Annotated in this window: 8 protein-coding genes; 1 reads left to right on the forward strand and 7 read right to left on the reverse strand. The window is 61.0% G+C overall.

Annotated features, from left to right (window positions below):
* Window positions 1–521 precede the first annotated feature (521 nt).
* From AB4Y36_RS36525 to AB4Y36_RS36545, 5 genes are all read right to left on the reverse strand, one after another.
* The gene (locus tag AB4Y36_RS36525; protein ID WP_368685561.1) at window positions 522–2198 is read right to left on the reverse strand and encodes an Nramp family divalent metal transporter; all 1677 of its coding nucleotides are present in this window, start codon (window positions 2196–2198) and stop codon (window positions 522–524) included.
* A 111-nt stretch (window positions 2199–2309) separates the two neighbouring features.
* Window positions 2310–2450, reverse strand: coding sequence for a hypothetical protein (locus AB4Y36_RS36530; RefSeq protein WP_368685562.1), 141 nt, complete (start codon window positions 2448–2450; stop codon window positions 2310–2312).
* A 721-nt stretch (window positions 2451–3171) separates the two neighbouring features.
* Window positions 3172–3384, reverse strand: a complete 213-nt coding sequence (locus tag AB4Y36_RS36535; protein ID WP_368685563.1) for a hypothetical protein — start codon at window positions 3382–3384, stop codon at window positions 3172–3174.
* 955 nt (window positions 3385–4339) lie between these two features.
* Window positions 4340–6001 (reverse strand): Nramp family divalent metal transporter, encoded by a 1662-nt coding sequence (locus AB4Y36_RS36540; protein ID WP_368685564.1) that lies wholly within the window; start codon window positions 5999–6001, stop codon window positions 4340–4342.
* A 111-nt stretch (window positions 6002–6112) separates the two neighbouring features.
* A complete protein-coding gene (locus tag AB4Y36_RS36545; RefSeq protein WP_176732903.1) occupies window positions 6113–6262 on the reverse strand; it encodes a hypothetical protein in 150 nt (49 codons plus the stop codon).
* Between the two features lie 1431 nt (window positions 6263–7693).
* Here AB4Y36_RS36545 and AB4Y36_RS36550 point away from each other — a divergent pair.
* Entirely contained in the window at window positions 7694–9181 is a 1488-nt protein-coding gene (locus AB4Y36_RS36550) for a carbohydrate porin (protein ID WP_368685565.1), read from the forward strand.
* Window positions 9182–9629: 448 nt separating this feature from the next.
* On the opposite strand, the gene AB4Y36_RS36555 is transcribed toward AB4Y36_RS36550, so the two are convergent.
* Complete coding sequence (locus AB4Y36_RS36555) at window positions 9630–10718, reverse strand: hypothetical protein (protein WP_368685566.1); 1089 nt, start codon at window positions 10716–10718, stop codon at window positions 9630–9632.
* Between the two features lie 8 nt (window positions 10719–10726).
* The gene (locus tag AB4Y36_RS36560) at window positions 10727–11005 is read right to left on the reverse strand and encodes a metal-sensing transcriptional repressor (protein ID WP_368685567.1); all 279 of its coding nucleotides are present in this window, start codon (window positions 11003–11005) and stop codon (window positions 10727–10729) included.
* Window positions 11006–11452: the final 447 nt, after the last annotated feature.

Here is an 11452-nt window from a genome sequence, read left to right on the forward strand (position 1 = left end):
CCATAGATCAGGCAATGGGTCTCCGGGCGCTCTGATAATCCGTTGCCAGTCAGACCGCCCGTTACGACACGAGCCGTGTCGTAACGGGATACCTGGCAGTTCAGTCCAGACGTCGCGATTGCGATGATGGAAAGGATGGCTCCCACAAGGGATACCGCGAATAGGTATTTCCTCATCATCAAATCCTCCGGCTGATTGCCGCGACGGCTGTACAAAGTCCGGCTCGACCACGACCTCAGCCAACGTCCAGCCATCAGAATGCCTGCCTGAACGACCGGATTGGCCCCGCAAGCAGGACGACCCAGAGCAGACTCGTGAGGAGCGCTGCCCACGCGACGAGCAGCGCCCACTCCATATGGCTGAGTGGCATGTTGCGCCACGTCCGGCGAACGCGGATGGCGCGACCTTGCCGTCCCCGTACCATCAAGCGGCAAGAGCGCGCCGAATGCATAGTATGCGACTTCTCACGACCACCTCTCGCCAGTCCCGGGCCCGTCCGGCCAGTGACCGGCGTCCCGACGCTATTTAAACAACGTCATCTGCACGACCTTCACAATGACCAGCGCGACCGCGATCAGCAGATAGCCGCGCAGTACACCCATCCAAACTCGCTTGGCCAGTGTGAGATTTGCCGGCGGCAACTCCTCGAGCGGTGGCATGCGCCACGTGTAGCGAGCACCGACCGGATATACCTGCATGCTCGCATCGCCGTCGCCGTCTGCCGGTTCACGACGCAGTCTGCGCATTCCAATCGTGACGGCATAGCCAACGATGGCGAGCAGCGTGCCATCCACCAGTACCTCGAGAATCGTTTCACCGCTTATGTCCGGGTACATCACCGAGGCGGTCAGGATAATGGACAGCAGGACCAGCACCCAGATCACCGCGCCGGTGAACAGATTCACCTTTGTAGAGTTGGCCCACGGACCCAGAACGGCCCGGTCGTTGCAAAGCAGCAGCAGGAACACCGTGGCGCTCGGCAGGAGCACACCCGCAAGGGTTTGCACGGCCAGCGTCAGCAAGCCAAGCGGGCTGCCCGGAATCAGCACCAGCGCGGCCGATGCCGCGACGATCCCGAAGTACACCAGATAGAAGCCCTTCGCGGACGCCACACTGCGATGCAGTGAATGGCGAATCTTGAACACGTCGCCAATCGCATAAGCTGTCGACAGCGACACGGCCGCTGCGCCGATAATCGCGGCATCGAACAGCGCAATCGCAAAGCAGGTCGCCATCGTGCGCCCTGCATACTTTTCGAGACCCGCAATTACGCCACCCGCATCCGTGAAATTGCCAAATTCAGGGCGGCCGGCAAACAGCTCGGCGCAGAAAGCCATCATGGCCACCGCGCCAATCATCACGAACACGATACCGATCCACAGATCGGCCCGCTCATAGCGGATGAAGCGTGGCGTGATGCGCTTGTCGACGACATAGCTCTGCTGGAAGAACAGTTGCCAGGGCGCCACGGTGGTGCCGACGATGCCGATCACGAGCAGCATCACGTCTGAGAGCTTCGAGTGCGCTGGCCAGTTCGGGATGAAGAAGTCGCGCGCTATCGAAACGACCGGCGGGTGTATCGATACCAGGACCGGCACGAGCAGCAGACTCAGCACGCACAGCCCCATTGCAAAGCGTTCGAAGCGGCGGAAGTTGCCTGTGCTTACCGCTGTCATGGTCAGCGCCGCGGCGATGCAGACACCAGCAATCCTGGAAAATCCGAAAAAGTCGAGAACGAACGTGATACCGATGAACTCGGTGACAATTGTCAGGGCGTTGAGCAAAAACAGGTCGACGATGCTGAACGTCCCCCAGAACCGGCCGAAACGCTCGAAAATGAGGCGTGCGTGCCCCACACCACTCACGGCGCCAAGTCGCAGCACCATTTCCTGGTTCACGTAGAGGACAGGCACCAGTAGCAACAGCGTCCACAGCAGCGTCGTGCCGTAATTCTGCCCCGCCTGGGTATAGGTGGCGAACGCCCCCGCATCGTTGTCGCCAACCATCACGATCAGCCCGGGGCCGAGGATCGCCAGCAGCGTGCGCAAGCGCGCCCACCAGCCGGTGCGAGGCGCAATGTCGTGACGTGCGATGGTGCCGAGCGCGCCCGTGATGTCCCCCATATGGGCGTCGTCGAGAACCGCGCTGCGTTCCATCGCGGCGGCAGATGACGTTGAAGTTTCAGTTCGGATCGACATTTTGTTTCCTCCCCTGGTAACGGGCTGCTGAAACGAAAATGTTTACCTCCGCCATACGCGAGGAACGGCGTCACCGGGCAACGGCGTCCCTCACCTATGGCGTACAGACGCTCAGGCAATCAGGAGCATCAGCCAGCGCCAGAAGGTTGCGAGCCGCTGTTGTCCGAGGGGTCGCAGCGAACGCATCGTGTCGTATTGGGCACGCGCTTCGTCAACGTGTGGAAGGTTCGAGAGGAGGAGTCCGAAAGTCATGGTTTTACTCCGTGCGCCTGGCTTGACGCGTTGATGCGGAAAGCCAGGAGACACGGGGACCACGTACATCACGTGCGCGGTGACAGGCCTACCTGCTTTCCTCAGTTAAACACAAAGGTACTGGCGAGCGGTATATGGGATAACTGGCACTGTCTGGCATTTCGACTCCTTTTCGGCGTTGGTGCTGACGACTGGAACGCGCGCACTCAGTCACGCGCTCGCCTGCGAACTAATCGCACGAGCACGGATTCACGGCGCGAGTGGCCGCTCGCGACGCGGCGCGTGCCGGACGTGCGCAAAGGCTGCGTCTGGCGGCGCGAATCAGGGGTGCACGGAGAGTTTTGCTACGGCGCGCACCGTCTGCCTGCTGGCAGAACGGCGGCTGGAATAGTGGGCGCGGACGTTCTGCCGGTCAGGCAGCGAAACTGTTCGAAGATCGACAACTGGAACTGTCCAAGGCATCGGCCCCTTCTATGAAGACTCCTATATTCTAGGAGCGCGAGATATTAAACGTCAACTGGATTTGCTAAGCAGAACCAGGGTAACTGGACGGCATGCTTCTTCGCCGATAGCTTCATGTAAACATAGCAGAAACGCCGGGGTTTCTTTCGGGACGATCATTGGGGGGCCACGGCACACTGGTCCTTCTTAACCTGTAAGTCGCGCCAATCGTGTACAGCTAACCAGTACACACGCGTGAGAAACGCGGCCCACTTGCTTGTTAGCGGCCGCGCAACGCGTTGCTGAGGCAGTATTTCCCATAGACCAGGCAGTGGAACGTTCCACCATTCGGCGGTCCATTTTCAGGGAAGATGCCCGGAACGACCTGCGTCACGTTCGCTGTGGTTACAGGAGCATTATGATCAGTGGACTGGAAAGCGACGACGAGGACCAGGGCCAGAACCATGCGTATCGGGCTAATGTGCTTTTTCATTTTCGACTCCTGATGCAGTAGCGCGGAGCGCCCTTGCAACGCGCGGCCGAGCAACGCCCAATCCACGCCACTGAGTGGCCTGTTACGCTACGTTCGGTGGAGAGTATTTCGTGCGCGAATCTGATCGCCCAGACCTGCCTATCTCAGGTAGTGGTTCAATAATACGGTGCGGTATAGCTCCGAGGTGTTCAAGCAAGCGCGGCCGCAGGATTTCCATCCCGAACGCAGGGGCATCGCCTCGATCTCTCAGCGCCGCGATCGAACAGGCACAAAGCCAGATCGAAGGTCCAGTAATGAAGCACAAAATTCACCTCCTCGTCGAAATGTCCGGTGCATGCTTGAGCCGCTATTGCCGCCTCCCCGGCCTGTCTGGACCGGAGAGCCTCGATCAGGAATGAGGCGCGAAGCGAACCGTATGCGAATTGCTTCGTATTACAGCTATCACGACTCAACCTGCAGGCGCTGCAGCAGCGCGCGGCCAGAATCCGTTAGCCGCACGATGATCCACCCAGGCGCGCAATTCTGGGTTTCTACAAGCTTCCGGGTCTGTAGCGATCGCATGTTCGGGTCGAGTGTCTGTACCCGCTTATCCCCGTTCGCCAGCGTTAGCAGCGTCCCAATTTCATGGTGGCTGAGCATCGAAGTCCCCCAATGGAAACATGTCAAGGAAGCAGCGAGAAAGCTCCTTCACGAGCCTGTTCGCACCATGCTTAAAAGGGTTCTTAAGAAGAACATTGCCCTGATGATTCTGGATTTCGGGTGACCCGCCGTCTTCGCAGCTTCGATTTCCTTCAGCCACCGGGGAATTCAACGACGCGGGAATTAGAGCACAGACGGGTTTCCAGCAGGTCGAAGGCGCAGCATGTACACCTACCTGTACACGCGTGCACGCATATTCGTGCGCCGCATGTTCCAAAAAAATCGGGCAGACGTGCGCCTGCCCCGCTTACTTACTTCAGTGAATGGCCATCTGCACGACCTTCACGATCACGAGACCCACTGCGACGACGAGGTAGGTGCGCAGCACGCCCATCCACACGCGTGTCGACAGCGTCAGGTGCTGCGGCGCCGGCAGGTCTTCGAGCGGCGACATGCGCCACGTGTTGCGCAACTCCTTCAGGGCCGGCTTGTTGAGCGGAGCCGCATCATGGCCGACAGTTCCACCGCGCAACTTTCGCGAGAGTTCCACCGCTGCGTACACCGCTGCGGCAAGCCCGCATCCGCCTACGAGAATCTTGATAATTGCCGCACCGCTGATATCCGGATAAACCGTGGCCGCCGTCAGGATGATCGACAGCACGACGAGCACGGCAATCACTGCACCCGTGAACACGTTCAGCTTCTTCGAATTCACCCACGGGCCGAGCACCGCCTTGTCATTACAGAGCAGCAACAGGAACACCGTTGCGCTCGGCAGCAGCACGCCGGCCAGCGTCTGCACAGCCTCAGTCAGGAGGCCGAGCGGGCTGCCGGGAATCAGCACGAGGGCCGCCGCGAGCGCGATGATGCCGAAGTAGACAAGATAGAAACCCTTCGCGTCGAGCACGCTGCGGTGCAGCGAGTGCTTGACCTTGAAGACATCGCCAATCGCATAGGCCGTCGAGAGCGAAACGGCGGCGGCGCCAATGATCGACGCGTCGAGCAGCGCCACGGCGAAGATCGTGGCCGAGGTCTGGCCGACGTACTTGTGCAGACCCGCAATCACGCCACCCGCGTCGGTGAAGTTGCCGAACTCTGGCTTGCCGTCAAAGAGCGCGGCGGTGAAGGCCATCATCGCCACAGCGCCGACGATCACGAACGCGATACCGATCCAGAGGTCCACTTTCTCATACTTCATGAAGCGCGGGGTAATGCGCTTGTCGATCACGTAACTCTGCTGGAAGAACAGTTGCCACGGCGCGACGGTCGTGCCGACGATGCCGATCACGAGCAGCATCACGTCGGAGAGCTTCGAATTCGCCGGCCAGGTCGGCACGAAGAAGTCGCGCGCGATAACGCCCACAGGCGGGTGAATCGAAACGAGCACCGGGATCAGCAGCAGACTCAACAGGCACAGCACGATCGCGAAGCGTTCGAAGCGCCGGAAGTCGCCCGTACTGACCGCCGCCATCGTCAGTACCGCGGCGATGCAGACACCGAGAACCTTCGAGACGCCGAGAAAGTCGAGCGCAAACGTAATGCCGATGAACTCGGTGACGATCGTGAGCGCATTGAGCAGAAAAAGATCGATGACGCTGAAGGCGCCCCAGAACTTGCCGAAGCGTTCGAAGATGAGGCGTGCGTGGCCGACGCCGGTCACGGCGCCCAGGCGCAGGACCATTTCCTGGTTCACATAGAGAACCGGAATCAGCAGCGCGAGCGTCCAGAGCAGCGACGTGCCGTAGTTCTGCCCCGCCTGCGTATAAGTGCCGAAGGCGCCGGCGTCGTTATCGCCGACCATGACAATGAGACCAGGGCCGAGGATGGCGAGCAGCGTACGCAGGCGCGCCATCCCGTTGCTGCGCGGAGCGGTGTCGTGGCGGGCGATGGTGCCGAGGGCGCCTTTGATATCGCCCACGTGCGCGTCGTCGAGCACGGCACTCCGACGTTGCGTGATGTTTGCAGGAGTGGTGGACATCTGTATTTATTCCTTAGTAGTACTTTTTTGAATTTAATGATTGAGACGTGGCGCTGCCCCGCCGACTGCTGGTGCAGGAGCAGGGGCAGAAGTCGGCGACGCCAGGCCGTGTCAGCGAACGAGCTTTTTGAATGCCGTCCAGACGGCAGCGACTACGCCGGTTGAGCCGTGCGAATGTGAGTCGAGCCCGAGCATGCCGTTGTAGTGCGTGCGAGCTTCTTCGACGTGCGGGAGTTGCGAAACGAGGAGAGCGAAGTGCATGGTGATTCCTCCAGATGCCTGAAACGTGGCGCCATCGATCAGGCGTGCCTTCGTTTCGCTGCACGCGGGGCAATATGCCCAGGCGTGTGGGAGGAACGTATGCGGCCAGATGTCAGGCGAAGTGGCCCGCGTTCTGCGAGAACGCAAGGCGAGATGTGCAGGGTTTAGGCTCAGGGTCGGGCATCGTGAGCTCCTCTTTCATTTGGGTCCGGTTCATGTTTGACGGACGTTTTACCGCACGCCGGTTCCGGCGCGGTGTTGCGCGCGCGAAAACGGCGTGAACAAGCGGCGGCGCGAGCCAATGGCGCGACGCGGGTCGTGTTGACGAACGTGCGTGACAGCACGCGCGTGAACGACGGCGGCCAATCGAAGAGATGCGCGGGAAAAACTGCGAAAGCTACTGCGGCGCGCACCGTCTGCCTGCTGGCAGGACGGCGGCTAGGGAAAAATCCAGGCGGGCGTCGTGCCGGTCAGGCAGAAAAACGATTCGAAGGTCGACTACTACAACTGTCCAAGGCAAATGCCCCTTTCGTGGAAACACGCGAATTCTAGTGACGACGCGCAAGCCGAGTCAACGACTATTTCAAAGATTTTTCTTTCGAATCTGTTACTCCGGTGGATGCAAATCATTCACATAACTCTTTGTTTCGCATTCATGCAGTGCAGACCGTTGCCCGCAGGTGCGTTGTGTATCCCTTTGAAGCTACTAAGCACTGCGTGACAATTTCTCCTTGCACGTTCACAGAGGGCGCGCATAGAATCCGCCCTGTCTTAGAAACAGGAGAGTCCTTCGTGGACGCAAGCTCTAGTAGTCGATCTTGTATGCCGGCGTGTGCCGGCAACCAGACTGCAATCGCGCGTTAGCGACGCCGGACTTTCCCTCCTGCCGCTGACCCCGATTGACGGGTCAGCGCGCTTCTTCCGGACCGCCCGTGCGGTCTGTCTGTAGCTCGCTCCCTTTTTGCTTAAGCCCGCCGACAGCGCCCGACTTCGCTGACGGTGTGCCACTTATCGAACGTTGCCCGGCCAGGCCGGGCTCGACGGGAGTTGAATCATGCATACCGAACGCTTTCTCCGCGTCTCACGCACTTACCTGCGTGCGACGCTGGCCATCGCACCGCGCCGCGAACCTGACGGACCAGGCCAGCTCTGGGGGCACCCAGGTGCCCGCCCAGCTAACGCAGTGCGACGCGACACCTCGGTCGCGGCCCTCTGGACGACCTCAAAACGCAACGCTGGCGGTACATCATGGCCCGCCTGAGCTGGCTGTTGTGAAGACGATTCAACAACACTGTGACCTCGCGGCGAGTTGACGCCGGACACCTTCCTGCTTCGGCGCCGCTCATTCATCGGTTCGTTTCCCAAAAGAAAGCAAAAATGATCTCCTTTGGCACGCCCACACAAAACGACAATAGCATTGACAGCCGATGTATGCTCGCTCCGCCCTCGCGCGTAAAGCCGGCCTGCGCCGCCGCGGCGCTGCTGGTGGCACTGGCCGCCGGCACAACCGATCCGGCTTACGCACAGTCGGCGTCTGCCGCCCCGGTTGCGGCAGACCACGACGTTGCCGCAACTACAAACACCGACACAAGCGCGGCATCGGCCGGGGCCGCCGCCGCGCCGACCGGCTTCTGGGAGCGCTCTAACCTGCTCGGCGACATGGGCGGACTGCGCACGCTACTGGGCGATCACGGCATCACGTTCAACGCGCAGGAAACCAGCGAGCTCTACGGCAACTTCTCCGGCGGTATCTCGAAGGGCGCTTCATACAACGGCGCCACTCAGTTCGGCCTTAGCGTCGATACTGACAAGGCGCTCGGCCTGAAGGGCGGCACCTTCTTCGTCGATGCCCTGCAGATTCACGGACACGGCATCACGGCGGCACGCCTGAACGCGCTGCAAGCCGTGAGCGGCGTCGAAGCCGAAGCGTCGACGCGTTTGTGGGAACTCTGGTACCAGCAGGCGATAGGTGACAAATTCGACGTCAGGATCGGCCAGCAGAGCCTTGATCAGGAATTCATCATCAGCCAGTACGGCAGCACGTTCGCGAACGCGACTTTCGGCTGGCCCGTCCTGGCCGCCACTGACATGCCTGCGGGCGGCCCTGCCTATCCGCTCTCGTCACTTGGCGTGCGCCTGCGGTTCAAGCCGAGTGACTCGATGACGATTCTCGGCGGCATCTTCGACGGCAACCCCGCGCCGGGCAATGGCGACCCGCAGCAACTCAACGCCAGCGGCACCCGGTTCAACCTGCACAACGGCGTCATGATGATCGGCGAGGTCCAGTACGCGATCAACCAGCCGCCGGCAGGCGGATCTGGTTCGGCACAGCCGGGCGGGCTGCCGGGCACCTACAAGCTGGGCTTCTGGTACAACAACAATCACTTCGCGGATCAGCACCTCGACACGAACGGCATCTCGCTCGCGAGCCCGGCGTCGAACGGCGTGCCGGCCACGCATCGCGGCAACTTCAGCATTTATGCCGTTGCAGACCAGATGGTGTGGCGCCCGAGCGCCGACAGCCCGCAATCGGTCGGCGTATTCACGCGTGTGATGGGCGCGCCGGGCGACCGTAACCTGCTCGACTTCAATCTCAACGCGGGCGTCGTGCTGAAAGCTCCGTTCAAGGGCCGGGACAGCGACTCGGTCGGGCTCGCGGTGAGCTACGCGAACGTCAGCTCGAGCGCGAGCGCACTCGACCGTGACATCGCAACGCTCAAGACGCCGGGCTACCCTGTGCGTTCGGCGGAGACGGTGATCGAGGCGACGTACCAGTATCAGGTTGCGCCGTGGTGGCTGCTGCAGGGCGAACTCCAGTACATCTTCCATCCGGGTGGCGGCATCCCCGACCCGAACAACAGCGGCGCACGCATCGGCAACGAGGCCGTAGCCGGACTGCGGACGGTCGTGACGTTCTGATGGGTTAACGCTCCGCGACGCCCCGGCCTGCCGACGTTCCGCGACCAGGCCGGGAGATACGACCACTAAAACGACGCGCTCGCTCCGTAAATGGTCGCGTGATTGATTGAGGACGACTGTCACTCAGGCGGCCCCAGGGACTGCCGCATTTTGGCGGCCGAAGAGAAATCGGCACGCTGACGCGGTGGACGGATGCGCATCAAGTCGCCGGGCATCGACGCATGTGCGTTCGATGGCACTCGATACGACGGATCCGCGCCGTATTGGCGCTCTTACCCCCGCCGAGCCGTTCAGCGGGGGAGTCGGGTCGACATTAGCCGAGCGCAACAGGCAGGGGCCGGCCAATCTTCGGACGGCCAGGTAGCACTCGCGGCCGTCCGTTTGCAGGCAGGAATGAGACGCCTGCTTTTCACCAGCGACGACAGGCCATCTGACCTGGCAGCCAGCCTTACAGCACAGGGAACAACCAGAATGCCAGCCCTACGAGCGCGATAAACACCCCGCTCAGCACCTCGCCATAACGCTCCAATGCGCCCAGTTTGACGCGCTGAAGCGAAGCGGTCGAGTAGACGCAAAGCAGCACGTAGGTCAGGATGGTGCTCGCCGCAAAGACCAGCGCCATGATGACGATGAGGCTCAGTCCGTACTTCCCCGCTGCAAAAAATGCTGGAATACCCTCGATCATGGGCGACGAGCCCAGAATCAGCAGAAGTGCAGTGCGTGACGACGTTTTGCGCTGTGCTCCGTGTGCATGGCCGTGACCATGATGGTCATGGTGGTCGTGATGCTCATGGTCCTCGTGATGATGTTCGTGCTCCGCGAACGCCGTCTGGTACGTGTGCACGTGGTCGCCGTGCTTGAGGGTGACATTGACATCGAATCCATGTGGCTCGGGAATGTCGTCCAGCGACTCCCAATACTCACCGCGTTGTGCGAAGGCAAACGATTGGCGGGTGCCGTCTTCACGTCGTGTTTCAACGGCGACGCTTCTCACCGACGCGGGCCGCGTCGTCGTGAAGCGAAAACGCGGCGGTTGACCGAACTCGTAGATGGACAGATCGAGCACGCCGTCCGCGCCGTAGATCCGCTGCAGTTCGGGGCCGTGAATCCCGTTGGTGGAATCGTTCCCGCCGGCCAGGTGAGAAAAGTCGTGCGTGTGCCCATGCGGACCGTGGCGATGTCCATGGCCATCGCCTTTGCGCAGTTCGAGCCATGACGAAATCCCAATCCAGAGTCCAAAGCCAATGAGCGCCACACTGGAAATGGTGTCGACCCAGTGGCCGAACTTCGCCGCTACCGCAACACCTGCCAGCCAGACGATCGCAGCGAGGACGAGCGTCGTGACGACGTGGCCCGTCCCGGCCTGAAGCGCCGCCCGTGCGGTCTCGGCCTTGGTCCAGCCGCGCTGCCGGGCAATGAGCGTGATGGGCACCCAATGGTCGGGAACAATGGTGTGCAGAACGCCCACGACAAGGACTGCACCGACGAGCAGTGTCGCCGAACCCGTATTCAGTTGTTCGAAAGAAAGAAAACTCATGGCTGCTTCTACAGGTATTTGCTGATTTCCTTGAATTCCGCGAGCGCGCCCTTCGCCAACTCGGGGTTAGCTCCGGCCTGCGCTTCAAGGCAATGGTCCACGTGGTCGTGGATGAGCGCCTTCTTGGCGTTGGTGATGGCCTTCTCGATAGCGTGGAGCTGCTGGGCGAGCTCGACGCAGTTGCGGCCAGCTTCGATCATGGCAATCGTGCTGCGCAGGTGCCCTTCGGCGCGCTTGAGGCGCAAAACGATATCTGGGTGCGAAGCGTGGGTCGTGGTCTTGTCCATGGTTATTATCCTATCCCCCTGGATTGGATAAGTAAAGAAGTCGCTTCTACGAACGGGGCTCGCGTAGAGCTTTGCGATGTCGAGCGATTGATGGCTTAAGCGGCAAGGACCCGGAACGCCTCATTCGCTCGCAAGTCCCCGCTGGAACGCAGCGTGCAGTTTTCTCACGAAAGCGGGCATTCGCCATTTCTGGCTAAACTTCCGCTTTGGGGTCGCGAAGCGCCTCTCGTTTCGCGACTTGCCGCCCCAAAAAGCCGGCGCATGCGGCTGCAGACGTGCATGAATGGCATAGCCCACAGGTCGGGCTTCCTACGTCACTCGCCGAACTAGGGCTGACCGGCGACCTGCGGTACTACGCGAACCGGATCGCCGAGGCATCGCTCGCTGAAGGAGAATCTACCCACGCGTGTCCCGTCGATGTTTCCGTGGCCCTCGTGAGTGATTCGA

Origin of the sequence: Paraburkholderia sp. BR10936 (assembly GCF_040965735.1) — a bacterium.
GTDB classification, from domain to species: domain Bacteria; phylum Pseudomonadota; class Gammaproteobacteria; order Burkholderiales; family Burkholderiaceae; genus Paraburkholderia; species Paraburkholderia nodosa_A.

What these genes read in the sequence shown, in the direction of transcription:
- AB4Y36_RS36525 (WP_368685561.1), bottom strand. Translation starts at nt 2,198, where the DNA reads ATGTCGATCCGAACTGAAACTTCAACGTCATCTGCCGCCGCGATGGAA.
- AB4Y36_RS36530 (WP_368685562.1), bottom strand. Translation starts at nt 2,450, where the DNA reads ATGACTTTCGGACTCCTCCTCTCGAACCTTCCACACGTTGACGAAGCG.
- AB4Y36_RS36535 (WP_368685563.1), bottom strand. Translation starts at nt 3,384, where the DNA reads ATGAAAAAGCACATTAGCCCGATACGCATGGTTCTGGCCCTGGTCCTC.
- AB4Y36_RS36540 (WP_368685564.1), bottom strand. Translation starts at nt 6,001, where the DNA reads ATGTCCACCACTCCTGCAAACATCACGCAACGTCGGAGTGCCGTGCTC.
- AB4Y36_RS36545 (WP_176732903.1), bottom strand. Translation starts at nt 6,262, where the DNA reads ATGCACTTCGCTCTCCTCGTTTCGCAACTCCCGCACGTCGAAGAAGCT.
- AB4Y36_RS36550 (WP_368685565.1), top strand. Translation starts at nt 7,694, where the DNA reads ATGCTCGCTCCGCCCTCGCGCGTAAAGCCGGCCTGCGCCGCCGCGGCG.
- AB4Y36_RS36555 (WP_368685566.1), bottom strand. Translation starts at nt 10,718, where the DNA reads ATGAGTTTTCTTTCTTTCGAACAACTGAATACGGGTTCGGCGACACTG.
- AB4Y36_RS36560 (WP_368685567.1), bottom strand. Translation starts at nt 11,005, where the DNA reads ATGGACAAGACCACGACCCACGCTTCGCACCCAGATATCGTTTTGCGC.